This window comes from Flavobacterium sp. (genome assembly GCF_039930565.1).
Classification (GTDB): domain Bacteria; phylum Bacteroidota; class Bacteroidia; order Flavobacteriales; family Flavobacteriaceae; genus Flavobacterium.
On the sequence record NZ_JBDTTP010000002.1, the window covers coordinates 53,139 to 78,462 of the forward strand.

21 protein-coding genes and 1 tRNA gene are annotated in these 25,324 nt (G+C 32.1%); 7 read left to right on the plus strand and 15 right to left on the minus strand.

The window, feature by feature from the left end:
• Positions 1 to 3: 3 nt before the first annotated feature.
• Both ABI657_RS01010 and ABI657_RS01015 read left to right on the plus strand, forming a co-directional pair.
• On the plus strand, positions 4 to 519 hold the full coding sequence (locus ABI657_RS01010; protein ID WP_348095372.1) for an ankyrin repeat domain-containing protein: 516 nt from the start codon (positions 4 to 6) through the stop codon (positions 517 to 519).
• 6 nt (positions 520 to 525) lie between these two features.
• Positions 526 to 1,305, plus strand: a complete 780-nt coding sequence (locus ABI657_RS01015; RefSeq protein WP_348095373.1) for a T9SS type A sorting domain-containing protein — start codon at positions 526 to 528, stop codon at positions 1,303 to 1,305.
• A gap of 166 nt (positions 1,306 to 1,471) precedes the next feature.
• On the opposite strand, the gene ABI657_RS01020 is transcribed toward ABI657_RS01015, so the two are convergent.
• Together ABI657_RS01020 and ABI657_RS01025 are read right to left on the minus strand one after the other, a co-directional pair.
• Positions 1,472 to 2,107 carry an HmuY family protein gene (locus ABI657_RS01020; RefSeq protein WP_348095374.1) on the minus strand — a complete coding sequence of 212 codons (636 nt, stop codon included), beginning with the start codon at positions 2,105 to 2,107 and terminating at the stop codon, positions 1,472 to 1,474.
• Between the two features lie 26 nt (positions 2,108 to 2,133).
• A complete protein-coding gene (locus ABI657_RS01025) occupies positions 2,134 to 4,203 on the minus strand; it encodes a TonB-dependent receptor (RefSeq protein ID WP_348095375.1) in 2,070 nt (689 codons plus the stop codon).
• Between the two features lie 102 nt (positions 4,204 to 4,305).
• On the opposite strand from ABI657_RS01025, the gene ABI657_RS01030 reads away from it, so the two are divergent.
• On the plus strand, positions 4,306 to 5,208 hold the full coding sequence (locus ABI657_RS01030) for a DUF6607 family protein (protein WP_348095376.1): 903 nt from the start codon (positions 4,306 to 4,308) through the stop codon (positions 5,206 to 5,208).
• 87 nt (positions 5,209 to 5,295) lie between these two features.
• Here ABI657_RS01030 and argS read toward each other — a convergent pair whose 3' ends face one another.
• Positions 5,296 to 7,074: an arginine--tRNA ligase gene (argS, locus tag ABI657_RS01035; protein ID WP_348095377.1), complete on the minus strand. Its 1,779-nt coding sequence runs from the start codon at positions 7,072 to 7,074 to the stop codon at positions 5,296 to 5,298.
• Between the two features lie 312 nt (positions 7,075 to 7,386).
• Between argS and ABI657_RS01040 the strand changes: the two genes are divergently transcribed.
• A complete protein-coding gene (locus ABI657_RS01040) occupies positions 7,387 to 9,795 on the plus strand; it encodes a TonB-dependent receptor family protein (RefSeq protein WP_348095378.1) in 2,409 nt (802 codons plus the stop codon).
• A gap of 102 nt (positions 9,796 to 9,897) precedes the next feature.
• Here ABI657_RS01040 and ABI657_RS01045 read toward each other — a convergent pair whose 3' ends face one another.
• From ABI657_RS01045 to ABI657_RS01075, 7 genes are all read right to left on the minus strand, one after another.
• Positions 9,898 to 10,569, minus strand: coding sequence for a copper homeostasis protein CutC (locus tag ABI657_RS01045; RefSeq protein WP_348095379.1), 672 nt, complete (start codon positions 10,567 to 10,569; stop codon positions 9,898 to 9,900).
• A 99-nt stretch (positions 10,570 to 10,668) separates the two neighbouring features.
• On the minus strand, positions 10,669 to 11,676 hold the full coding sequence (locus ABI657_RS01050; RefSeq protein ID WP_348095380.1) for a beta-ketoacyl-ACP synthase III: 1,008 nt from the start codon (positions 11,674 to 11,676) through the stop codon (positions 10,669 to 10,671).
• Positions 11,677 to 11,981: 305 nt separating this feature from the next.
• A complete protein-coding gene (locus ABI657_RS01055) occupies positions 11,982 to 13,841 on the minus strand; it encodes a peptidase M61 (protein ID WP_348095381.1) in 1,860 nt (619 codons plus the stop codon).
• Positions 13,842 to 13,939: 98 nt separating this feature from the next.
• A complete protein-coding gene (locus ABI657_RS01060; RefSeq protein WP_348095382.1) occupies positions 13,940 to 14,218 on the minus strand; it encodes a DUF2805 domain-containing protein in 279 nt (92 codons plus the stop codon).
• Positions 14,219 to 14,342: 124 nt separating this feature from the next.
• Positions 14,343 to 15,155 carry a sterol desaturase family protein gene (locus ABI657_RS01065; RefSeq protein WP_348095383.1) on the minus strand — a complete coding sequence of 271 codons (813 nt, stop codon included), beginning with the start codon at positions 15,153 to 15,155 and terminating at the stop codon, positions 14,343 to 14,345.
• A 110-nt stretch (positions 15,156 to 15,265) separates the two neighbouring features.
• On the minus strand, positions 15,266 to 15,622 hold the full coding sequence (locus ABI657_RS01070; RefSeq protein ID WP_348095384.1) for a MauE/DoxX family redox-associated membrane protein: 357 nt from the start codon (positions 15,620 to 15,622) through the stop codon (positions 15,266 to 15,268).
• Positions 15,623 to 15,659: 37 nt separating this feature from the next.
• Complete coding sequence (locus tag ABI657_RS01075) at positions 15,660 to 16,556, minus strand: DMT family transporter (RefSeq protein WP_348095385.1); 897 nt, start codon at positions 16,554 to 16,556, stop codon at positions 15,660 to 15,662.
• A 134-nt stretch (positions 16,557 to 16,690) separates the two neighbouring features.
• Between ABI657_RS01075 and ABI657_RS01080 the strand changes: the two genes are divergently transcribed.
• Positions 16,691 to 17,407 carry a DUF4369 domain-containing protein gene (locus ABI657_RS01080; RefSeq protein WP_348095386.1) on the plus strand — a complete coding sequence of 239 codons (717 nt, stop codon included), beginning with the start codon at positions 16,691 to 16,693 and terminating at the stop codon, positions 17,405 to 17,407.
• 133 nt (positions 17,408 to 17,540) lie between these two features.
• Here ABI657_RS01080 and ABI657_RS01085 read toward each other — a convergent pair.
• A tRNA-Gln gene (locus ABI657_RS01085) sits at positions 17,541 to 17,611 on the minus strand.
• Between the two features lie 243 nt (positions 17,612 to 17,854).
• Between ABI657_RS01085 and ABI657_RS01090 the strand changes: the two genes are divergently transcribed.
• Both ABI657_RS01090 and ABI657_RS01095 read left to right on the plus strand, forming a co-directional pair.
• The gene (locus ABI657_RS01090; protein WP_348095387.1) at positions 17,855 to 21,136 is read left to right on the plus strand and encodes a DUF2723 domain-containing protein; all 3,282 of its coding nucleotides are present in this window, start codon (positions 17,855 to 17,857) and stop codon (positions 21,134 to 21,136) included.
• Positions 21,137 to 21,225: 89 nt separating this feature from the next.
• Positions 21,226 to 21,864 (plus strand): polysaccharide deacetylase family protein, encoded by a 639-nt coding sequence (locus ABI657_RS01095; RefSeq protein WP_348095388.1) that lies wholly within the window; start codon positions 21,226 to 21,228, stop codon positions 21,862 to 21,864.
• Between the two features lie 24 nt (positions 21,865 to 21,888).
• Here ABI657_RS01095 and ABI657_RS01100 read toward each other — a convergent pair whose 3' ends face one another.
• The 4 genes from ABI657_RS01100 to ABI657_RS01115 form a co-directional block, all read right to left on the minus strand.
• Positions 21,889 to 22,191, minus strand: a complete 303-nt coding sequence (locus ABI657_RS01100; RefSeq protein WP_223679916.1) for a thioredoxin family protein — start codon at positions 22,189 to 22,191, stop codon at positions 21,889 to 21,891.
• Positions 22,192 to 22,263: 72 nt separating this feature from the next.
• Entirely contained in the window at positions 22,264 to 23,499 is a 1,236-nt protein-coding gene (locus ABI657_RS01105; protein WP_348095389.1) for a metallophosphoesterase, read from the minus strand.
• A gap of 188 nt (positions 23,500 to 23,687) precedes the next feature.
• Positions 23,688 to 23,873: a hypothetical protein gene (locus tag ABI657_RS01110; protein WP_348095390.1), complete on the minus strand. Its 186-nt coding sequence runs from the start codon at positions 23,871 to 23,873 to the stop codon at positions 23,688 to 23,690.
• 106 nt (positions 23,874 to 23,979) lie between these two features.
• Positions 23,980 to 25,317, minus strand: coding sequence for a HAMP domain-containing sensor histidine kinase (locus tag ABI657_RS01115; protein WP_348095391.1), 1,338 nt, complete (start codon positions 25,315 to 25,317; stop codon positions 23,980 to 23,982).
• Positions 25,318 to 25,324: the final 7 nt, after the last annotated feature.

Genomic DNA, 25,324 nt, shown 5'->3' on the forward strand with positions numbered 1-25,324 from the left:
AGTATGAAAAAACTATTATTACTTACTCTGCTGTTATGCTTTTTTGCTGCTTCAGCACAAGAAAAAAACGTTTTTGATATAGCACGAAGCGGAAATTTAACGGAGATTCAAAACCTGAACAAATCAAACCCGGATTTGATCAATTCCCTTAACGAGAATAAAACAAGCCCATTGATTTTGGCTTGTTACAAAGGAAATATTGAGATTGCAAAATTCCTGATTGAAAATGTAAAAGACATCAACTACAACTCTGATATGGGAACGGCCCTTATGGCTGCAACTTATAAAAAACAATCTGAATTAGTAAAATTATTATTAGAGAAAAAAGCCAATCCAAATTTAACTGACGGTAATGGAACAACGGCGTTATCACTCGCTGTTCAATTCAGGAACAGTGAATTAGTAAAATTGCTTTTAGATAATAAAGCAGATAAAACAATTAAAGATAACAAAGGGAAAACAGCATTTGAATATGCTGTTTTTTCAGAAAATGAACAAATAATCAATCTCTTAAAATAAACTACCATGAAAAAAATTACTCTTTTGGCAATTTTGGTAATCAGTAGTGCTTCCTTTGCACAACAAAAATCTACCGGAAACGTGACTTTGACAACCAATATGACTGTCAATCTAACATTAAATAATACCACATCAAAAGCTACTCTCACATTGACTGGTCCTTCAGACAGATGGTTTGCTCTACAATTTGGAAGTTTCGCTGAAGGTGATGGGATGGCGGCTGGTGAAGATTTAGTATATGCAAATGCCACTACAATTGTTGATGCCAGCCATAACGGAGTTGGTTCTGCTCCCAGTACGGATGCTGCTCAAAACTGGACAGTAACTTCTAACACAGTAGCCTCAGGAATCAGAACAATAATCGCAGAACGAAATTTATCAACGGGAGACACAAACGATTATACTTTCAATTATGCGAACTCCAGTATTGATTTTGTATGGGCCAGAAGAAGTTCTGCAGGTTATGGATTAAACTACCATGGAGCAACAAATCGTGGGTATAGTGTAAGTGTTCCTTTATCAACTACTTTGGGTGTAGACGATTTTAGTTTAAAAACTTCTTCCATTTATCCAAATCCATCCAACGGGAATTTTACCATTGAAACAAAAACAGGTTTAGATCAAATAAATGTATACTCTTTAATAGGAACATTAGTTGAAACTATCGATTTAAAAGATACATCTAATACTGTTGAAGTATCTTTAAAAAATTTACAATCAGGAGTTTATTTGGTACAACTAAAAAATGAAAAAGATAAATCCTGGAAAAAAATAATTATTGAATAAGCATTACCATTTTCACATTCACAAATTGTTTTTCGAAAAAAAGAGGTTAGATAAAATCTAACCTCTTTAAAAAAAAAACAAAAAACCAAGTTATTAATAATTGAAAAATTGAATATTATTAACTCTATTCTTGAATCACACCAATTAGGAATGTCGATATATTTTCTTAAAATGTTGTACTGCTATTTGCCTGATATGCAAAATTAAAAGTATAATATTTTGATGCAGCAGCCAGAGGATCTGGATTTGCCGGAGCATCTTTATAGTAGCTTAAGATTTCGAATTTTGCATATTTACCATCATGTGTCTTTACAACAAATACTTTACCTGCCTTTGCAGAAATAAGATGAGTTGCATCGTTATAAGTATACCATGCATTTTCTCCAGAAGCTGGAAATGCATAGACTGAAGCTGCATCCTGATTAAATGTAGCTGAAGATGGAAATGTTGTCACATTAGCAAATACTCCAGAAACGATACTCACTGCCCCAGATCCTGTTCTTGCCGGTTCACCTGTGTCTTCAGCATTGTACTTAACTCCACCATTAATTATAATTACTGTACCACGAAACGCTATATCCCATTTATCCGTAGTAACAATTTTATTTTCAGAAAAACTGAATTTTGTGAATTCGCCACTAGCTGGTCCTGCTTGCCCTCCTCCGGTTTGTGGAGCTGGAAGGTCAGAAACTTTTGTTGTAACAACCGCTGGAGGAGTTGTGTTTTTGTCATCATCACTACTGCAAGATGCTGTAAAAATTACTAATGCTAAAAGAGATAGTTTTAAAAAATTTGTTTTCATGGTAAAAATGTTTAAATAAATATTGATTAAAAATTATATTGAATTCTTGCAAAAAGTTGTCTTCCGGCAAGATTAGGAATCTGCCCGGGATCTTTGTAATCGAACAAATTATTGGCTCCTGCCTGAAATATGACTTTATCTGTAATGTATTTTGAAACTGATAAATTGGTGAGCAAATACTCGTTTACAAATGTGTCGTATTTATCCAGAACCTGATTACCATTCGTATCAAAAAGTCCGTATTTGCTTCGGTAAAAAACACGTAAATTGATATCCGTTTTTATTTTCGGAATCGTATAAGCGAATTTAATATTGGCTGTATGTTTCGATCGATTGTATAATCCGAAATAATCTGATTTACTAATTTGAACCGTTTGTAGTTGTGAATTTCGGATGTATTGGTGTTCTTGAAAATTATCAAGGACTGATTTGTCTTTTGCTGTTAAATACTGATAACCTAATGACACAACAAATTCTTTTGTAAAACTATAAGTCGAATTAAATTCTACGCCATACGTAAATATTTTATCGTAATTGGTATAACTAAAAATATTCTGCCCATTGATTTTTTGAGCTACAGCCTGTGTATCAATTAAATTATCTATCAGATTATAGAAAGCATTTACATCTATTTTTAGTTTATTTCTTTTGTAAAAACCTCCAAAATTGAAATTGATTGAACTTTCAGCTTCTAATGGTTTGTCAAAATTTACTCCTGCCGTCCTGGACAAAAGTTGACCCTGCTCTTCAAATTCGTTTAATCGATGTTCAGCAACATTATATCCCAAAACGGTATATCCGACTGATGGATTTGTGAAATCGAAAAATAACTGTCGGAAATCCGGTGCCTTATATCCATAACCAATTGAAGACTTTAAGGAAAAAATATTATTAAACTTATAATTCACAGCTAGTTTCGGACTAAACTGAGAGGCATATTCGCTATGATTATCATATCTGAAGCCGGCAAGAATATTCAACTTTCCGGATGGATTGTAATCATACTGCACAAAAATATATTGAGAATTAAAATTTACATTACCTTGAAAATACGTTCTGTCAAGGGTTTCATAATTTAAACCAACTCCGGCAGTTAATTTGTCATTTTTTATAGAAAAAGTTGTTCTGACTTCCGGCCTGAAAAGCCATTGATTGTAATAAGTGTTTTCAAACAGTACGTTATTTTGATCATTTAAAAATGAATCATTTTTATAATTGGTCGTATATAATTCATATTCAGAATATATTTTAGGATTCCATTTATGCTCAAGCTTTACTTGTGAATTCCATTCATTTTCTTTTGCATCCCCTTTATAATTTTCAGAATCAATAATAGCTACATTATTCATTTTCTGATTATAAAAGCGGTTACTAATGATTAATTTCAAATTTTTTGAAAAATCATAATATAATTTTGGCTGAATTGTATAATTATAGAATTTCTCAACGTTTTTCAATGATGTGCTATCATCTAAATCATATCCATCAGATGAATAAAAATTAGCAAATAAATTGGCTGCAAATTTCTTCCTCTTCCAAAGAACATTTGCATTCACATCATTGGTATTGAATGTTGCATATCTGTAAGACAGATTACCTGAAAATACATCTTTTACTGGTCTTTTTGTAATTATATTAATCACACCACCCATAGCTTCTGAACCATATAAAGCTGATGAAGCACCTTTTACAATTTCAATCCTTTCAATATTTCCAACAGAAACCCTTGATAAATCTAAAACTCCTGAAGTTCTTCCCACAATAGGAACACCATCTATCAGAATCATGGTATACGCTGCATCTAAACCCTGCATCTGAATCCCTTCGAAACCACTTTCGTCCGGAATCAAAATAATTCCTGTTTGTTCACTTAAAATTTCGTTTAATCTTGTAACCCCCGATTTTACAATTTGCTCTGATGTAATGATTGTCATTGGTAATGGCAATGATGAAAGCACTCTTTCTGTTCTTGTACCTGTAATAACTATAACTTCTGATAATTTATTTGCAGCAATACTATCATTCTTTTGTATTTCCTGAGCAACAGAAATCTGACAAAAAACAAACAGTGCAAAATGGGTAATTTTAATTTTCATTATTTTTATTAAGTCTTAATAAGCAATGCAAATATATAATTATTTTTATTTATTCTAAATAAAGTTTATATATTTGCCAAAAAAATTTAAACAATAAATGTTATGAATACAAAAAGTCTTTATTTATCAGCCCTTATGGCTTTAAGTTGTGGTTTTGGATTTAGTCAGGATAAAAAACAGCAAGACACTAAATCAATTAAATCAATGTGTGGCTGTTATGAAGTGAAATTTAATTTTACAGAAACTTTTCAATATGCTAAAGATTCGGCTGCTTATAAACCTTCAAAAACCAAACATGAAACTGCTTTAGAATGGGTAGCGTTAATAGAAGACTCTCCAAATAAAATCTCCATGCAGCATTTGTTAATCGTAAGTGATGACATGATCATTAAACACTGGAGACAGGACTGGCTTTTCGAAAACACTGATTTGTATTTATTTGACAAAAATACTTCCTGGAAGTATAAAAAACTGGATAAAAAAGCAGTAAAAGGACAGTGGACTCAAAAAGTATATCAGGTAGATGACAGTCCAAGATATGAAGGATCCGCAACATGGGTTCATGTAGACGGACAAGACTATTGGGCAAATGTAACATACGCTCCTTTACCAAGGAGGGAGCACACAAAACGTAATGATTATAATGTTCTCAAAAGAAGAAATATTCATGAAATTACATCAACAGGATGGAATCATGAACAGGATAATAAAAAGCTAATTAGAGATGACAGCGGAAAAGATGTTTTATTGGCCGAGGAAAAAGGAATGGACGTTTACACTAAAGTTCCAGATATTAAATGTCTTGCCGGTCAAAAATGGTGGGCAGCAAATAATGCCCTTTGGAAAAATGTACGTGATAAATGGCAAACTTTTTTTGAAAGAAATAAAGACTTAAACCTGGAAGCTAAAGTAGAGAAAAAAACACTTTATTCCCTTTTGTTTGATTTGAAACCAAATGCGACAAAAGCAGAAACTGATGTAATTATTGACAAATTCGTAAAATAAATTGTTTTGTGTTAGTTGTTAAAAGAGCCGCCAATGTTAAGATTAGCGGCTCTTTTTATATAATTTCTGCAGTTATTGAAAACCGTTTTACATTCTTTCCGGAACTTCAATTCCTAACAAAGTAAACGCTGATTTTATTACCTCAGCTACTTTTTGCGAAAGCTGTACTCTGAATATCTTTTTAGTCAAATCTACCTCTCCTAAGATATGCACAGATTGATAGAATGAATTATATTCCTTTACCAAATCATATGTATAATTGGCAATCAAGGCCGGACTATAGTTTTGTGCCGCATTTTGAATTACTTCAGGAAAAAGTTCCATTTGTTTTATCAGCTCCTTTTCTTTTTCGTGCAATTCTTCAATATTAGTTTTGGCTGAAAAATCAAAATCGGCTTTACGAATTATTGACTGGATTCTAGCATACGTATATTGAATAAAAGGCCCGGTATTTCCTGCAAAATCAACAGATTCTTCAGGATTGAATAAAATACGTTTTTTAGGATCTACTTTTAAAATGTAATATTTCAAAGCTCCAAGTCCAATTGTTTTGTGCAATTTAGCTTTCTCTTCTGGAGTGTAACTGTCAAGTTTTCCTAAACCTTCAGAAATTTGTTTTGCTGTATCTGTCATATCCTGCATCAAATCATCAGCATCTACAACCGTTCCTTCACGGCTTTTCATTTTTCCGGAAGGTAAATCAACCATTCCGTATGATAAATGATATAAGCTTGAAGCCCAGTCAAAACCTAGTTTTTTCAGAATCAGGAACAACACTTTAAAATGATAATCCTGCTCGTTACCAACCGTATAAACCATTCCGCCAACATCTGGCATGTCTTTTACACGCTGAATTGCTGTTCCAATATCTTGCGTCATATAAACTGCAGTTCCGTCTGAACGCAATACGATTTTACGATCTAAACCGTCTTCTGTCAAATCTATCCAGACAGAGCCATCTGGATCTTTTTCGAAAACACCACTGTCTAAACCAATTTGAACTACATCTTTCCCTAATAAATAGGTATTGCTTTCGTAGTAATATTTATCAAAATCAACTCCAAGATTATTATAAGTAGTTGCAAAACCATCATAAACCCATTGATTCATTTTTTTCCAAAGTGCAATTACTTTTTCATCACCGGCTTCCCATTTCTTCAGCATGTTTTGTGCTTCAATTATAACGGGTGCTTGTTTTTTTGCTTCTTCTTCTGTTTTACCGTCTTCTATTAATTGATTAATTTCTGCTTTATAAGCTTTATCAAACTCCACGTAATATTTACCAACTAATTTATCTCCTTTCAAATTTGAACTTTCAGGAGTTTCTCCGTTTCCAAATTTTTCCCAGGCCAGCATCGATTTGCAGATATGAATTCCACGGTCGTTGATAATTTGTGTTTTATATACTTTTTTACCAGAAGCTTTTATTATTTCAGCCACAGAATATCCCAAGAGATTGTTACGAACGTGACCTAAATGCAGCGGTTTATTAGTATTTGGCGAAGAATATTCAACCATGATCGCTTTATCTTCAGAATTAGGTGTCACATGTCCAAATTTTGAATTGTCTTTGATTTCATTAAAGAAATTCAAATAATAACGATCTGCAATTACAATATTCAAAAAGCCGGAAACTACATTAAAACGAGCTACTTCGGCAACATTTTCAACCAGATACTCTCCAATTTTATTTCCTAACTCTCCAGGATTACTTTTAATCACTTTGAGTAGAGGAAAGATTACCATCGTGATATCGCCTTCAAACTCTTTTCTTGTTGTTTGATATTCAATTTTATCAACAGTTACATCAAATAATGACTGTATAGCATTTTGTATAGAAGGAGTAAGAGTTTGTGATAATGACATGTAAACTTATTTTTAAAGTGAGCAAATATAGTGCTTATTCAGCAATTAGAGAAAACGAAAAAGATATAAAATACTATAAAAAACATGCCTTCTTTTTGAATCTAGCTTTTTTTATCTACCAAAAGTGTTATAAAAATGAGTTTATAATATATTGTAAAACAGTACTTCATAAAAAAAATGAAAATTTATTTAAAATATTTTGTAACATATCAATGATAAAAGAGTCTTAATAGCAAATTGAAAATTCATTTTAAAGATTTAATCAAAACAAAAAAATCATCATCAATCAATCAAAATAATCAATAACTCATTATGAAATTAAAATTATTTCTGTTCGCATTACTGGGTGTAATAACAACAGTTCAGGCACAAAACTCCGGAACCGTTTCCGGAAAAATTACCGAAAAGACAAGCAAGGCTCCTGTTTCTTATGCAACTGTCTCTATTAAAGACAATGGAAAAGTAGTTTCAGCAGTAAACACAGATGACAATGGAGAGTTTGCAATAAAAAGCTTAGCATTAAAAAACTATACAATTGAAATTCAATACATTGGATTTAGAAAATATATAGGATCCATAATTTTAAGCGATAATAAAAAATCTGCAACTGTTAATGTTGGTCTGGAAGAAGAAGCAACACAGCTGAAAGGTGTTAACATTGTTGCTGAACGTTCCACAATCGAACAAAAAATTGACCGAAAAGTAATTAATGTTGGAAAAGATTTGACTACTGCGGGAGCTTCGGCATCAGATATTATGAACAATATTCCGTCAGTAAATGTAGATCAGGATGGAAAATTATCACTTCGTGGAAATGACAATGTTCGTGTATTAATTGATGGACGCCCGTCTAATATTGATCCTGCTCAGCTTTTGAAACAAATTCCGTCAACTTCTATCAAGAAAATTGAGCTGATTACAAATCCAAGTGCAAAATATAACCCGGAAGGAATGTCGGGAATCATCAATATTGTTTTGCACAAAAATGCCAATACAGGTTTCAACGGAAGCTACAGTGGTGGAATCACTTTTGGAGAAACTGCTAAATACAATCAATCATTAGATTTAAATTACAAAACCGGAAAGGTGAATTTCTTTGGAAATGGAGGAACTAATTTCGGAACTTATTTCAATGATGGCCTCATCAAAAAAACAGATAAAACTACTATCCAAAACTTAGACATTTCTAATGAAAATGATTCGTACTTATATAAAATTGGAATGGATTATTTAATTGATGATCATAATACTTTATCTTTTTATAGTACTCAAAATAAAGCGACAGGACTTGGATTTGTAAATACTGATATTGATTATTTTAATTCACCAGAAGAAATTAGTAATGTATATCAAAAAGGAAGATATGAAGGTCCAAATAAAACCGGAACTTATAATCTGGCTTATAAACACATCTTTAAAAAAGAAGGCCACACATTAGATTTTGAAGGAAATTATAGCACTACAGAGGAAACTCAGAATGCTTCTTTTGATACTGAAACCATAAAAACAGATAATACATCTAATAGAAATATTTATAAAGATTTCATAAATGACGAACGTAAATTAAGTACTTTGAATGTTGACTATGTAAATCCTTTAAATGAAAAAACAACATTAGAAGCTGGAGCCGAAGCCAGAATAACAAAAACAGAGAATAATTATACAACTGAAAATCCGTTTGCTGAATTCCCAGTTTCTAATTATACGTATGATACTAATATCTATTCAGCTTATGTAACTTTTGGTCAGAAATTCAAAAAATTTAGTTATCAATTGGGGGCTCGTTTTGAAAGTTATAAAGTGGAATCCAATTTAAATTACGGTTATAAAACATTTAATGATGATTATATTACCTTATATCCTTCTGCTTATTTAACTTATAACCTAAACGAGAAAAACACTTTTCAGTTGAGCTATAGCCGCCGCGTTGACCGCCCGAGTTTAGAACAGACAAAACCGATTCGCGAGTTTTCGACTCCATTAGTTACTTCATTTGGAAATCAGGAATTAAGACCACAGTTTACCAATTCTGTAGAATTAAATTATACTAAGACTCTAGAAAAAGGAAGTTTTACTACAGGTGTCTTTTATAGAAGCATTAATGATCCGATTAGCAGAACTTTAAGACCGGATGAATTAAATCCTAATAAGCAAATTATGAGTTTTACTAATTATGATCATAATACTTCGTATGGATTTGAAGTTTCTTTAAATTACAAAATTACAAAATGGTGGGATATCCAGCCGTCTATTGACTTTTCAAGTATTAACCAGCAAGGAGTAGTGTTTAAATATGATGAAACACAAATCACAAAAAGCTCTGCAGAGGAAAGAACAGTTACAGTTGCAGCATTTAATGCCCGTATGAATTCGAACTTTAAAGCCACGAAACGCTTAAGCTTTTTATTATTCGGTTTTTATAGAGGACACGTTGAAGATGTACAGCAGGAAAGAAAGGAAATGTACAAAATAGATATTGGCTCACGTTATACATTATTAGACAACAAAATGAATATAAGCTTACGTTTTAATGATGTTTTCAACACTATGAAATATGCTTTTGATACCCAATATCCTTATCCCCAATCAGGACAGTTTACGTGGGAAAGCCAAACGGTTTATTTAGGTTTAACTTACAACTTTGGAGGTGCAAAAATCAAAAACTTACAACGTAAACAAAGAGATGATAATACTAGTAAAGACGGTGGTGGAATGTTTTAATCACTTTTATTTTACTTGACTTTAATATTTTTTGAATTAGTTCTTGTAGAAGAAAATGCCTGAAGTTTGCCAACTTCAGGCATTTTCTATTTATAAATTATCCTATAAAAAGTTCTTAATTTCTTTTATTTCTTCCGGATTTGCTGTATCAGTATCATCTGTAATCGCTGATGAATGATAAAAAGTCGGTTCTAGTTTATCCTGCAATAATTTAATATTGGAAGATCGCAATCCGCCTCCGGGCATTATTTCAATTCTGTTATTGGCTAATTTTTGAATTTTCACCAGGTTAAAAATTCCTTTTTCAACATTTATTTCCTGTCCGGAAGTTAAAATGGTTTTAAAACCACAATCAATTATATCTTCTAAAGACTGCTGCATATTTTTAACCACATCAAAGGCACGATGAAAAGTACATGAAAGCGGTTGAGCCAAATTGACTAATTCCTTATTTCTAATCTTATTTACACTTCCGTCTTCATTTAAAATTCCGAAAACAAAACCATCAACTCCTAATTTCTTGAGCTGTTTTATATCTTGCTTCATTTCAATAATTTCTTCATCGGTATAAATAAAATTCCCACCTCTCGGTCTTATTATGACGTGCATTTTTATTAAAATCTTTTCCCGAACCCTTAATGCTAAAACATAATTAGGTGTTGTACCGCCAATATTCATATTCTCGCACAATTCTATTCGGTCTGCCCCATTATCCTGAGCAATAAAAGCTGATTCGTAATTAAAACAGGCTATTTCAAGTTGATCTTTTTTCATTGTATTGAATAATAAATAGTAGTTTTGAATGTAGCTAAATCAAATATAAAAAAACCTGCTTCGTTTGAAGCAGGTTTTACATAATAATATACTAAACTATTACCATTTAATAATGGCACTTGCCCAGGTAAAGCCACTTCCAAAGGCTGCTAAAACTACAGTATCCCCAGATTTTATTTTTCCTTGTTCCCAGGCTTCGGTTAAAGCAATTGGAATAGAAGCTGCCGTTGTGTTTCCATATTTTTGGATGTTATTGTGAACCTGATCATCTGATAGCTTGAATTTATTCTGAATAAATTGCGAAATTCTCAAATTTGCCTGATGCGGAATCAGCATATCAATATCTGAAACCTGTAAGCCATTCGCTTCCAAACCTTCATTGATAACCTCAGCAAAACGAACAACCGCATTTTTAAATACAAATTGACCATTCATATATGGGTAGTAACTTTCATCATTTGGATCGTTATCTGCTAAAATATCCGTTACCCATCTTGCTCCCATTCCAGGTGCCTGCAAAGCTAATTCTTCAGCATGCTGACCTTCAGAATGTAAATGTGTAGATAAAATTCCTTTTGTCAAATCTTCTTCACGGCTCAAAACAGCTGCTCCTGCACCATCGCCAAAAATCACTGAAACTCCACGTCCACGAGTCGTCATATCTAATCCGGTTGAATGAACCTCAGAACCTATTACCAAAATATTTTTATACATCCCTGTTTTAATATACTGATCAGCAACAGAAATTGCATATACAAAACCCGAACACTGATTTCTAACGTCTAATGCTCCTACGGTTCTTAATCCCAAATCTCGTTGTACTAAAACCCCAGGACCCGGGAAATAGTAATCCGGACTTAATGTCGCAAAAACTACAAAATCAATATCTTCCTTGGCAATACCTGAACGTTCGATCGCTATTTTGGCTGCTTTTACACCCATTGAAGTTGTTGTATCTTCTCCTCTTATAATATGTCTGCGTTCCTGTATCCCGGTTCTTTCCTGAATCCATTCGTCATTAGTATCAATAAGTTTAGACAAATCATCATTTGTCACCACATTGGAAGGAACATAATACCCTAAGCCCGCTATTTTTGAGTGATACATATCTTTTTGTTATTTGTTAAAAAATTGGACTGTAAATTTAAACATAGTTTAAAACATTAGCGTACAAATTACCACTTTTTTCGTAATTAATAATTCAATATTTTTTTTAAAAAATATTGAATTCATTATTCTTAGAAACTCATATTTTGTTTATGCTGCTAAAGAGAATATTCTTCATTTGCTTTGGGAACAGGATCAATTCTTAAAAAATATTTAAAGAACTCATTTTCATTCTGTTTTATTGCCAAATAAAAAGCCCCTAAAAATAAAATTTTAGGGGCTTTTGCTTTTATTGTATTTCAATCTTAACCCTTTAACCAGGCATTTTTAAGTTTGTCTTTTGAAGCATCTGTAGCTTTAAAAGTTTCTTTTTCGTCGTATGGTAATTTTATTGTTCCTTTAATCGTTTGTTCTTTACCTGCACGTTTTATTTGTAGTGTAACAGCATCGTTTTCTTTCCATATCTCACTTTCAGAAATCAAATCGTAAATATTAGCTAAAGAATAAGGTTTATTATTTATTGATAAAATAACATCACCGGCTTTAAGATTCAGATTGGTAAAAAACGGATTTAATTCTATATCAGGACGAACACTTATTTCTTTTGTTTTTTGATCTACAGCAATGTAAGGAACTTGCCCTTTAAGAAATATAGAACCCGGAGCTTTTTCACTAGCTATACTTACACCCACTTTTGCTAAATAGGTATCATAAGGAATTGGAGTTGTCCCTGCAACATGCGTTTTTAAAAACTCCCCTACTTCAGGATACGTTAATTTTGTAATTTCATCAAAAAGCTCATTATCGTTAAATGGTTTTTCAACTCCATATTCTTCTGATAATTTGTGCATCAAATCAAGAATTCCACGTTCACCATTACTTTTTTCCCTAATAATGATATCAATACACATCCCAATTAAAGCTCCTTTTTGGTACACATTTAAATATTGATCTTTATAGGGCTGTTCTAAAACATTTTTACTCATTGTAGTGAATGACATCGTATCGTTTAAACCTTTTGCCTGTTCTATTTTGTCAGCAATACGGGTATAAAATTCAGCTTCGTCAATTAAACCCTGATTGATTTGAAAAAGATTGGCAAAATATTCCGTAACGCCTTCATACATCCACAAATGTTCAGACATTTTTGGCGCATTATAATCAAAATACTGAATTTCTTTTGAGTGAATAGTTAACGGAGTTACGATATGAAAAAACTCATGCGACACCACATCTTTCATAGATTCTACCAGTTTTTCCTTTGGCATTGATTCAGGCAAAACGACTGTAGTGGCAGTTGGATGCTCTAATGCTCCAAAACCATGCGCATCATCTTTTGCCATGCTTGACAAATACAATAAAACAGTATATTTTTTAGTTGCATTTACTTTACCTAAAAAGTTTTTCTGAGCCGTCATCATCGTTTTCATTTCCGGTGTAATGCTTTCTGCGGTAAACTTTCCTGTAGGGGAGTAAACAGCAATCAAAATGTCCATCCCGTTAACATTAAAAGTTGTATAATCCGGCTTAGAATACATTATTGGATTTTCAACTAAAACTGCATAACGAGGTGTTACAAAAACATCGCTTGTATTGCTTGCATCGTCATCGTTCATTGATGTTGCTCCCCAAAGTGTTTCAGGATGTGTAACAGTCACTTTATAAGGAACATCCAGTTTATCCTGAAAATAACCTACAAAACCGTGTGTATTTAACATAAAGTTTTTACCTGCATCGATATTTGTTCCTGCTGGTGAAAAAACATCATCATTGCCAAATCCGGTTCCTTTCTCAGTATCAAAAGTATCGCCAACTAAATATGTTATTTTGGCTAGTGTTTTTGCATTTGCCACAGACCATGAATTATCATCAATTCTTTTTACTGCCAAAACATTGCCTTTAGCATCAAAAGCTTTAAAATCATCTGAATATTTACCGTAGTTGTCAGTGGAGTAGGTTCCCGGAACAGTTTTGGGAATACTATAGATAATTTCGTCTGTTTTTATCTTCGGAGGTATTACGGTAACTAAAACTTTGTCCTCTTTTACATCAATAAGATTAATATTAACATCAACAGTATTCGTTTTTGCAGTACCCGAAGTGCTTCCTGTTTTACAGCTCAAAAATGCGATTGCAAGAGCTAATGTGTAAACTATTTTTTTCATTTGTTTGTGTTTAGTATTTAATGAGTCTTACAAAATCCATAATTGTTACAGTAAGAATATAAATATAAAAAAACTCCTGAATTTCAGGAGTTTTAATTTTAGTCTAATTTATTTTTTATATAATATTTACCATCTAAATCTTCATCAAAATCATCTATTTTAACTGGTTTGGGTTTTGGTTTATTGGCAATTGCTTTCTTTTTCCACATCTCGAACTTTTCAAGCGGCATTTTCTTCTTCATTATTTCCAAAACTTCCTTTTCTGAAAATCCAAATTCTTTTTTTATAATTTCAAATGGATTTCTTTCTTCCAGTGCCAACGAAACAAGTTTTTCTGTTTCTTCCCAATTCAATTCTTTGCGGTTACTCTTTTTCATCAGGTGAAAATTAATTCAAAATAGAGATTAAATGATTAATAGATTGATTTTCAATTTAAGTATCAATATTAATAAAAAAAAGAATTGGTTGGTCAGATGAATGATGTTTTTTTCAATTTTTTCCTTATTTTGATTTTTGAAAAGGAATCTGTAGTAAATTTTTTAATTTATTATTTTCCTCGTGATCCATATGAGTATCAACTCCATAAATTATTTCTTCTTTTGGAAGTGTGGTAAAAGTTCCAAAAAGGCGATCCCAAAACGAAAAAATATTTCCGTAATTGCTGTCGGTATAAGGCAAAACGTAATGATGATGTACTTTATGCATATTAGGGGAAACAATAAGATAACTGATAAAGACATCTAATTTACGGGGAAGTGAAATATTGGCGTGATTAAATTGCGAAGCCACAACAGAAAAGGATTGATATAAAAAAACCATCCACATCGGGCTGCCAACAATTAAAACGCCTAAAGTGGTAAATCCAAACCGAATAATACTTTCTCTCGGATGATGTCTATTCGCAGAAGTTGTATCAATCCAGGTATCTGAGTGATGAATAAGGTGAAAACGCCATAGACTTTTGACTTTATGCTGCACTAAATGTGCTAAATAAGCACCAATTAAATCCAGTAATAATAACCCTGTTATCGTATATAACCAAATTGGCATTTCCGGCAGGAACTGTAATATTCCAAAATCATTATTGATTGTCCAGTCTGCGACTAATAATAGAATAAAAGCAAGAACAAAATTGACAATAATAGTAGTAAAAGTGAAGAAAAAGTTGATCCCGGCATGATGCCACTTTCTATATGTCATCTGAAAAAGTGGAAACGCATTTTCTATTAACCAAAAAATAGTGATTCCTCCAACCAAAATCAAACTTCGGTGTGATGACGGAATGGTACTGAAATAGTCAATAATATGAATCATTCATAAATAATTTAAGGACACAAAACTTTCTGGTATTTTTTAAACCGCTACAAAAAAGCCATTTATAATCAAAAATAAAGAAAAAATAAGAAATCTGTTTTTAAATATTTTTAAAAAGTATATTGATATGCCCAATACATTAATACCAACTGCAATGGTAAACGCAAAAGCAAAAGCCATTTGGGCAATCCAAAACCAGCTTTTTCATTTTGAAGCATAAATAAATTAGCCGGAAATACAGCGACAAGTAAAGCAATTATGCCCCAGGCGGCAAATTGAGTTAAAGAAGGAACTATTAGCAATAATGCCAAAATTATCTCTGCAGCGCCACTTAGGCTATTCAACAATTTAGGATTTGGAAAAGAGTCCGGAATAATTTTAATATACATTCTTGGACTCATAAAGTGATTTATTCCGGCTATCACATACAAAAAAGCCATTAGATATAAATGCCATGGTAATGTCATAATTGAAGTAGTTTGTAACGAATTTATAAATAAAATTTTAAGTTTTAGATTTAAAATCTATATTCATTATGATGATAGCCAAAATAATAAGAACGATCCCAATCCATTGCAGAAAAACAACTTCTTCATTTAACAAAATAAAAGCCATCATTACTGAAACGGGAAGTTCTAATGCAGAAACGATACTTCCTAAACCAATTCCCGTTAGCGGAAAACCTGCATTCATGAGCATTGGTGGAATTATAGTTCCAAAAAGAGAAAGTACAATTCCCCATTTCATAAAGATGCCAAAATTAAAAGAGGTTATCTGAGTGAAAAATGCAAATGAAAAAACGATTATTGCCCCACCTAAAAGCATATACAAACTTCTTTGGGCTGATGAAATTTCGGTAGCTACCCGATTTGCGGTAAACATAGTGGCAGTAAAAGATGCCGCAGCTAATATTCCCCACCCTATTCCTTTCCAATCGAGATTGATGTCATTATTTATGATATTGGTGGCAAGAACGGTTCCTGTCAGCACAATAAAAACGGAAATTACTTTTTGTTTTGATGGCAATTTCTTTTCTAAAATCATTTCAAGGATAACACCCATCCAAACGGTTTGCATTAGTAAAACTATACCAATTGAAACCGGGATATATTTAACCGCCAGATAATAAAACAAACTAGTCATACCCAAGGAACTTCCTGCTAACATTAAATTAAAAATATTTTTTGGCGTAGCTTTTATTACTTTTTCCTTATTTTTTATTTTTTGAAAAGCGTTGATTAGCAATATTCCCAAAATTCCCAATACAAATTGAGATGTAGTTATCTCAGCAGTCGTAAAACCTTCACCATAAGCCATTTTTACAAAGGTGGCCAGCATACCATAACTTGTAGCACCAAGACCAACCAGAAAAACCCCTTTGAAAACATTTTTTTGTAACATTTTTTATTCTTTTTTTTAAATTTTAAGGCTGCAAAGATACATCTTAGTTTTATCTAATTTATATTATATAGTGAACAATTAAATTTCTTTAGTTAGACATTTTTCTTTATTTTGCACCAAAATCTAAAATAACAATGAAAAAATCAATTATTGCCTTTGCTGCAATTGTAATGTTAATATCATGTGACAAAAAAGAGTCAACTGATGGTTTACACTTAACCGGAAACATAAAAGGATTAAAAGAAGGAACTTTATACATTCAGAGAATTGTTGATACTGCACTTGTAGCAATAGACACTATTAAGATTAATGGAAATTCAGTTTTTGAAAGCAATATTAAACTAGAATCTCCTGAAATGCTTTATTTATTTCTTGATCGTGGAGTTACCAATTCGTTAGATAATAACATTACGTTTTTTGCTGAACCCGGAAATATAAATATCAATGCTAATCTTGATAATTTTATAAACGGAGCAAAAATTACGGGTTCAAAAAACCATGAATTATACGAAGAATATCAAAAAATGAATTCACGTTTTAAAGATGAAAACCTTACATTGCTGGAAGCAAGATTCAAAGCCTTAAAAAGAAAAGATCAAAAAGCAGCTGATAGCATCAGTGCTAAAAGTGATTCCAACATTAAAAGAAAATATTTATTTGCGACTAACTTTGCTATTAATCATAAAGATCATGATATAGCACCCTATATAGCTTTAGCTGAAATTTACGACATTAATGTTAAATTTCTGGATACTATTCAGAAATCAATGACTCCCAAAATAGCGAAATCCTTATACGGCAAAAAGCTTACTAAATATGTAAATGATATAAAAATTCAAGAGAGTAAATAATTGCCCTTTTACCTATAAACAAAAGTCCTGGAAATTTTTCAGGACTTTTTATTTACATAAAAATCAATATTTAGAATTATTTTTAAAAAAAAACCAGCATAAAAAAAGCCTCTCAAATTGAGAGGCTTTTATGTTGGTCTACAAGGACTCGAACCTTGAAAGACTGCACCAAAAACAGTTGTGTTACCATTACACCATAGACCAGCAGTGCTGTTAAGCGAGTGCAAATTTAAAGCTTTTTTTAGTTTGCGCAAACTTTTTAGCAAAAAAAAGCGATTTTTTTTTATTTTTTTTTCTTCTTAGCACTTAATTGTATCGCAAGTATTTAGCAAACAATAAATTACTTTAACCAAAGAGTTTTGTAGAATTTTTTGTTAATGCTCGTTTCTTTCCACAAAAAAACATTTTCTTTGTAAGATAGAAACATACAAATTTTAATACCAAAATATGGCACAATTCAATTTCAATAAATGGAATACAATTATTGGCTGGTTTGCATTTACAATCGCATTAATTACTTATACATTAACTGTTGAACCTACAATGAGCTTTTGGGATTGTGGCGAATATATTGCCACAGCTGCTAAATTAGAAGTGGGACATCCACCGGGAGCTCCATTATACCAAATGATGGGCGCTTTTTTTGCCATGTTTGCTATAGATAACCAACATGTTGCCCTGATGGTTAATATGATGTCTGTCTTTTCAAGTGCCTTTACAATTTTATTTTTATTTTGGTCGTCTTCTATAATTTTAAAAAAAATGATAGGACGTTTTACCGAAATAAATCAAAATAATTCTATTGTTATTTTAGGAAGTTCTCTGATAGGTGCTCTTGCTTTTACTTTTTCAGACAGTTTTTGGTTCAATGCTGTGGAAGCAGAAGTGTATGCCATGGCTTCTGTGCTGATTGCATTACTTTTCTGGCTTGGATTGCGCTGGGAACAAGATATGGATACCCCAAAAGGAAACAAATGGTTATTAATCATTTCTTTAGTAGTCGGACTCTCTTTTGGAGTTCACTTCATGGCTTTATTGACGATACCTTCAATAGGATTTTTATATTACTTTAAGCATTACGAAAAAATTACTATTAAGAATTTTATCATTGCCAATGTAGTAGTAATTGGGATTTTGTTATTCATTTTTAAATTGCTCTTGCCTTTAACAATGGCTTTCTTTGGAAAGACAGAAGTTTTCATGGTAAATAGTATGGGATTGCCGTTTAACTCAGGAAGTATTTTTGTAGCCTTGCTACTTATTGCTTTCTTTTATTTTGGATTAAAATATACCAAACAAAAAGGATTTGTATTTTACAACACCATTATTCTTTGCATCTTATTTATTTTAATTGGTTTCTCCACCTGGATTATGCTGCCGGTACGTGCCAATGCAAATACGGTTATCAATGAAAATAAACCTTCTGATGCTGCTGAAGTTTTAGCCTACTACAACCGTGAACAATATGGTGTTAACCCTTTATTTTATGGTCCTCAATACACGGAAGTTTTTGCTGGTTTAGATGCAGAAACTCCTTATCTGGACAAAAAACCTAATTACGAAAGAGATTATAAGACCGGTAAATACGTCATTACCAATAATTATAAAAACGCTGAGCAAAATAGTGATGACAATCAAAAAACAATTCTGCCAAGGCTATGGAGTACAGAAACAGGACATATTCAGAACTATATTAATTTTACCAATCCTCCCAAATTCAAAATAAATCCTAATTATCCTTATGAAGATGATTTGGCAAAATACGGAATTGATGCCAGCCAGCTAACAGAAGAAGAATATAACAAAGCGACTGCTCAATTGCGTAATGAAGTAGAAAAAACAATTACAGAATTCAGGCAGGCATATGCTCAAAAACAAATTGACAATGAAGGATATGTAAAATTCCTAAAAAGCTATGGAGATTATTTGATTATAGAAAAACCGACAACGGCTGACAATTTCAGTTTCATGTTTGAATATCAATTTGGATACATGTACATCAGATATTTAATGTGGAATTTTGTAGGCCGTCAAAGTGATATTCAGGGTAAATATGACAATTTAGACGGGAACTGGATCAGCGGAATTAAATTTATGGATTCATTACATTTAGGACCGCAGGATAATTTGCCAGCAGATGTGCAAAATAACAAAGGAAGAAATGTTTACTTTTTTCTGCCATTTATTTTAGGATTAATTGGCTTAATGTACCACGCCAATAAAGACATCAAAAGTTTTTATGTGCTTTTAGCTTTATTTTTATTTACCGGAATTGCACTTAAAATTTACTTAAACGAAAGACCTTTTGAACCAAGAGAAAGAGATTATGCCCTTGTAGGATCTTTTTATGTCTTTGCCATCTGGATAGGCTTTGGCGTCTATTCTCTTTACGAAAGTATTCAAAAATTTATCGCTCCAAAAATTGCCGGTCCTGTTGTAATTGCTGCCAGTTTACTGGCTGCACCAGTTCTAATGGCATCTCAAAATTGGGATGATCATGACAGGTCAGGTAAATATACGGCTGTAGCAATGGCAAAAGCTTATTTAAGTTCGTGTGACAAAAATGGCATTTTATTTACCATTGGTGACAATGATACCTTTCCCTTATGGTATGCACAAGAAATTGAGCATTTCAGGACTGATGTTAAAATTGTTAATACGAGTCTTTTCATGACTGATTGGTACATCGATCAGATGAAAGCAAAATCGTATGAATCAGATCCGCTGCCTATATCTTTTACCCATGATCAATATGTTGGAGATAAGCTGGATTATGTAGCTCATATTCAAAAAGTAGAAACACGATGGGACATCAATGATTTTATAAGCTTTATCAAAAACCCGAAGTCAACAGTTACTTTACAAAACGGGCAAACCATTCACTTTTATCCAACAGATAAAATTAGAATTACAGTTGATAAAAATAAAATTATAAAAAATAAGATAGTCAATCCTAAATACAATGATTCCATCGTACCTTACATGGATATTAATATTAAAGGAAACGCGTTATATAAAAATCGCTTAATGATGCTGGATCTGATTGCTAATAACAACTGGAAAAGACCAATTTATTTCAGTGGCGGTGCTTTTGACGATGAAGATTATTTATGGTTAAAAGATTATCTGCAATTAGACGGAATGGTATATAAATTGGTTCCCGTAAAAAATACGCCTTCAAAAGAAGGTGGACCAATGGATATGGGGCAAATAGATGCTGACAAAATGTATGACATCGTTATGAAGTGGGATTGGGGCAACAGTAACAGTGATAAAATTTATCATGACCCGGAAACCAGAAGAAACAGTATTACTTACCGTACCAATCTTTCCCGATTAATGAACCAGCTTATCCTTGAAGGCAAAATTGACAAAGCCAAAAACATTATCAATTTAGCAGTAACAAAAATGCCTTTAGAAAAATTTGGTTATTATTCATTAGTAGAACCTTTTGCTGATGGTTATTACAAAGTTAATGAAAAAGCAAAAGCCCAGGATCTGCTTAATAAATTGGTTCAAAAATACAAGGAAAATCTTAATTATTATGCTACTTTAAGTGGTGGCGACCAGTCAGATTTAGCTATTGATATCATAACGGATATAGAACGCTACAGAAGTTTACTTCAGGTTATGAAAGACAATAAAGACCTGGCCTTTTATAACATTCATAAAACTACTTTTAATACCTATGTAAATGTTTTTGAACGCTTTGGAAGAGAAAAAGAATAAAAAACATAAAATATAATAATTAAAAAATATAGCGCTATTGATTAATAGCGCTATATTTTTTATATTTACTATTACTAAATATTTCCAAAATGAGCTTTTATTGGGTTAAAACAAATACATTCATTAAGAAGATATTTTATAAATATTGCTGGGACATTCCTAACAATGAAAAGAAAATATACCTCACTTTTGATGATGGACCAACTCCTCAGGTAACGGATTGGGTTTTGGCTGAATTGAAAAAACACAATGCAAAAGCTACTTTTTTTTGTATAGGAAAAAATATAGATTCTAACCCTGAATTATTCCAAAAAATAAAAAGCGAAAACCATTCTATAGGCAACCATACGATGAATCATATCAATGGATGGAAAAGTGAAACCAGCGAATACATTAAAAATGTAAAGAAATGTGCGGAAATCTTATCTCAAAAGTACCTTACAAAGTCTTTATTATTTCGTCCTCCTTATGGGAAAATAAAAAAAGAACAATCTAAAATTCTACTAAAATTAGGTTATAAAATAATAATGTGGGATGTTTTAAGTGCGGATTTTGACCAAAAAATAAGCCCTGAAAGATGCTTGAAAAATGTTACCAAAAATGTAAAACCCGGAAGCGTAATTGTTTTTCATGACAGCGTAAAAGCATCACCAAATTTAAAATTTGCTTTACCAAGAACTTTAAGTTTTTTAAAGGAAAAAGGATATGTCTTTGATGTTCTTAATTAGAAATAAATTAGCAGCTGCTATTTATTAGGAACCAAACTGGTCCTGAACGATTCCTATAATAGTGTTAGCATCAAGTTCGCCAGACTGTCTCCAGATCATTTGTCCTTCTTTATAAATCATTAAAGTTGGGAGACCTTTAATTCGCAAAGCTTCTGCTAATTCCTGGTTTTTATCTACATCAATTTTTATTACTTTGGCTTTATCACCAAGAGCAGCGGCAACATCCTTAATAACAGGATGCATCGAAACTGATGATTCATTCCAGTCTGTGTAAAAGTCTATCAGAACAGGAACCTGAGCATTTATTAATTCTCCAAATTTTGACATAAAATCAATAATTAAATTTTTAAATCTATTAAAAGAGATAATACTTTATACAAATGTAGCATTTTTACCGAATTAAGCCACCTTGTTGCCTTTTTTTAGTTGTATGACTGTAATTTCTGGCATAATTCCGACTCTTCCGGGATAAGCATGAAAACCAAAACCACGATTAACATAAATGTATCTTCCAACATTTTCATAAAGTCCCGCCCATTGTTTGTAAATATATTGCGCAAGGCTCCATTTAAAATATCCCGGAATTTCTATACCAAACTGCATTCCATGAGTATGTCCCGATAATGTTAAATGAAAGTTTTTTGGATGATTTTTAATTTCTGCATCCCAATGACTTGGATCGTGACTCATTAAAATCTTAAAGTCGTTCTGATTAACATGTTGTGACGCCTTATTTAAATCTCCGGCTTTCTTAAAATTCACACCCCAGTTCTCTACTCCAATCAACGCAATTTTATCATTCCCTTTTTGAATATAAGCATGCTCGTTGAGCATTAATTTAAATCCAATTTGTCCATAAAGGCTCTTAATTTCCTGAAAATTTTCGTCTTTTTGTTTCTCTGAAGGCCATGTAACATATTCACCGTAATCATGGTTCCCTAAAATGGAAAACTTTCCATATTTATAATCTTTTATTCTATTGAAAGTATCTAACCATGGATGCATTTCGGTAGCATGTGTATTAACGATATCTCCCGTAAACAATATCATATCTGCTTCCTGATCATTTATCAGATCAATTGCATAATTGATTTTTTCCGGATTATCAAAACTCCCACTATGAACATCTGAAATATGAGTGATCTTAAAACCATCAAAAGCATCGGGCAAATCAGGAAAGAAAATCGTTTGTTTAAAAACTTTATAATTATACTTCCCTTCAAAAATTCCATAAATTAATGATAAAAAAGGAACAGCTGCTAAACCAAGTGCAAGCTGACTAACGAATTTTCGTCTGTTAGGCATCATTTCTGATCTGGGTGCATTATACATGAAATAATTCAAAATACTGGCTCCTAACCTAAAGATATCTTCCCCTAATAAAATAATCGTAATTACAATTTTCGGGACATACACCAACAACATCAGCCCCATTGTAAACATGGTCTGTTTAGTTTGCCCTACAGAACGATCAAACTGAGTAAAAGAATAGATAATAAAAATTAAAAGAAGCAGACTTACAAGCTGATAACTAATCAAAATCCATCTTAATTTAATCAAGGTACGTATAGCCTGGTAAGAATAAAATTCAATACATAAAAAAAGAGCGCAAAGAATTACAAAACGAAGGATCATTAGTTACAATTTTAAGCAAAGTAACAAAGAATGAAAATTTTATGGCTTTTTATTATCAAAAATTTAACTCAAATAAAAACTAAAAGGCTGATAAATTTATTTACCAGCCTTATAATCTGCTCAAAATTATCTTTATTAACATTTTTACAACCAAACCAAAAGCTATCAAACCAAATAAAAATTACTTTTTATTTCACTTCAGATTTTGCAGCTTCTTGTTTGGCTTCTGTTTTTTTAGCCTTTTTATCTGCTTTTTTATCTTTTTTAGGAGCTTTGGCTTCTTTTACAGGAGTTGTTTTTGCTGGTGTTGTTTGAGCACTTACCATTGCTGTTGTTCCTAAAACTGCTACTGCTAACATTACTAATTTTTTCATGACTTTTAATTTTATAAATTATTATTATTTGATTATTTATAAGCTAAAGATAGTATCCCTAAATGAAGATCACATGAAGATTTGTAGTGTTAAAAAAAAATAACTTTTAATTGCGTTTTACAGCTTCCGGAAATAAAAGGATAAATGTTGTTCCTTCGTTAATCACTGAGGTGACTTTAATTTCGATATGGTGAAAATTAGCAATACTATCGGCAATAGCCAAACCAAGACCCTGCCCGTCCTGATCTGAATTGATTCTGGCAAACCTGTTGAAAATCTTTTCGATTTGAGAAGGATCCATGCCAATTCCGGAATCAGAAATAGAAAGAAAGTAGTGTCTGTTTAAGAATCCGTCAGCAACTGTAATTTTTCCTTTTTGACGATTGTATTTAATTGCATTTGTTATGAGATTATAAATGAGAATATGAATTAGTGTTTTATTTCCTTTAAAACCAAAATCATGCTCCATTGTATTCAAAAATTCAATTTCTTTATCTTCAATTCTATCCTGAAGATCTTCCTGCATATCTGTGACGATTTCATAAAAACGAACCTCTTCGTCGGTTGCATATTGATTGTTTTCGATTCGGGAAATCAGTAATAAATTATTGATGATTTTTTTCAGCATATCTAATGTCTTCAGCGAACTTGCGATTTTATCGACAGTATTATCGTTTAAGGAATCATTCTGCAGTAAATTTTCCAACTTGTTTTTGAGGAGTGCAATTGGCGTAAGAAGTTCGTGGGAAACGTTCGAAATAAATTGTTTTTCTTTTTTAAAAAGTTCACCAATCCGATCCATCATTTGGTTTAAAACTAAATCAAGTTCCCTGAAATCCCTTGACTTTGCTTTTATTGGTGTATGGTCAAAAGCTTGGGGTTCATTAACACGCCGGATTTTAGTGTCTATAATTTTATAGAAAGGCGTGAGTAAATATTCGATATAAACGGTATCTGCCAAAAACGTCACTAAAAGAATAACGACTAAAACAATAATAATAAAGAACCTGATAATAAACGTCAGGTCGCTTACTTCACTAAGATCACTTCCTATTTCAAGTTGATAATCTTGTTTTCCATAGGCAAAATGATATTTCAGAATTCGGTACTCATTTTTTTCTCCTTCAATAATCCTGTAATCGTTACTGAAAGCGGTTTCTTTTTGATGCGGTTTTACAGAAATTTTTGAAAGCACCAGAAATTCACTGTGAAGCGTAGAAAATTGCGAATACGTTTCTGTCGAATCGCCGGAGCTTTCTATAAAATCATTGATTTCATTTTGATTTAAATGGTCAATAAATTTTTTCTTTTTTTCCAGCAATCCATTATTAATATGTCTGTAAACTACATTTTCGACCAAAATTGGCAGCATTAACCATAAAACCAGAATCACCAACAATCTTGTGAGTGCATTAAAAATTGCCAATTGGTGTTTTATCTTCACAATAAGT

What these genes read in the sequence shown, in the direction of transcription:
- ABI657_RS01110 (WP_348095390.1), bottom strand. Translation starts at nt 23,873, where the DNA reads ATGAAAAAATTAGTAATGTTAGCAGTAGCAGTTTTAGGAACAACAGCA.
- ABI657_RS01020 (WP_348095374.1), bottom strand. Translation starts at nt 2,107, where the DNA reads ATGAAAACAAATTTTTTAAAACTATCTCTTTTAGCATTAGTAATTTTT.
- ABI657_RS01010 (WP_348095372.1), top strand. Translation starts at nt 4, where the DNA reads ATGAAAAAACTATTATTACTTACTCTGCTGTTATGCTTTTTTGCTGCT.
- ABI657_RS01025 (WP_348095375.1), bottom strand. Translation starts at nt 4,203, where the DNA reads ATGAAAATTAAAATTACCCATTTTGCACTGTTTGTTTTTTGTCAGATT.
- ABI657_RS01030 (WP_348095376.1), top strand. Translation starts at nt 4,306, where the DNA reads ATGAATACAAAAAGTCTTTATTTATCAGCCCTTATGGCTTTAAGTTGT.
- ABI657_RS01065 (WP_348095383.1), bottom strand. Translation starts at nt 15,155, where the DNA reads ATGATTCATATTATTGACTATTTCAGTACCATTCCGTCATCACACCGA.
- argS (WP_348095377.1), bottom strand. Translation starts at nt 7,074, where the DNA reads ATGTCATTATCACAAACTCTTACTCCTTCTATACAAAATGCTATACAG.
- ABI657_RS01015 (WP_348095373.1), top strand. Translation starts at nt 526, where the DNA reads ATGAAAAAAATTACTCTTTTGGCAATTTTGGTAATCAGTAGTGCTTCC.
- ABI657_RS01090 (WP_348095387.1), top strand. Translation starts at nt 17,855, where the DNA reads ATGGCACAATTCAATTTCAATAAATGGAATACAATTATTGGCTGGTTT.
- ABI657_RS01050 (WP_348095380.1), bottom strand. Translation starts at nt 11,676, where the DNA reads ATGTATCACTCAAAAATAGCGGGCTTAGGGTATTATGTTCCTTCCAAT.
- ABI657_RS01105 (WP_348095389.1), bottom strand. Translation starts at nt 23,499, where the DNA reads ATGATCCTTCGTTTTGTAATTCTTTGCGCTCTTTTTTTATGTATTGAA.
- ABI657_RS01060 (WP_348095382.1), bottom strand. Translation starts at nt 14,218, where the DNA reads ATGAAAAAGAGTAACCGCAAAGAATTGAATTGGGAAGAAACAGAAAAA.
- ABI657_RS01045 (WP_348095379.1), bottom strand. Translation starts at nt 10,569, where the DNA reads ATGAAAAAAGATCAACTTGAAATAGCCTGTTTTAATTACGAATCAGCT.
- ABI657_RS01100 (WP_223679916.1), bottom strand. Translation starts at nt 22,191, where the DNA reads ATGTCAAAATTTGGAGAATTAATAAATGCTCAGGTTCCTGTTCTGATA.
- ABI657_RS01080 (WP_348095386.1), top strand. Translation starts at nt 16,691, where the DNA reads ATGAAAAAATCAATTATTGCCTTTGCTGCAATTGTAATGTTAATATCA.
- ABI657_RS01075 (WP_348095385.1), bottom strand. Translation starts at nt 16,556, where the DNA reads ATGTTACAAAAAAATGTTTTCAAAGGGGTTTTTCTGGTTGGTCTTGGT.
- ABI657_RS01055 (WP_348095381.1), bottom strand. Translation starts at nt 13,841, where the DNA reads ATGAAAAAAATAGTTTACACATTAGCTCTTGCAATCGCATTTTTGAGC.
- ABI657_RS01095 (WP_348095388.1), top strand. Translation starts at nt 21,226, where the DNA reads ATGAGCTTTTATTGGGTTAAAACAAATACATTCATTAAGAAGATATTT.
- ABI657_RS01040 (WP_348095378.1), top strand. Translation starts at nt 7,387, where the DNA reads ATGAAATTAAAATTATTTCTGTTCGCATTACTGGGTGTAATAACAACA.
- ABI657_RS01070 (WP_348095384.1), bottom strand. Translation starts at nt 15,622, where the DNA reads ATGACATTACCATGGCATTTATATCTAATGGCTTTTTTGTATGTGATA.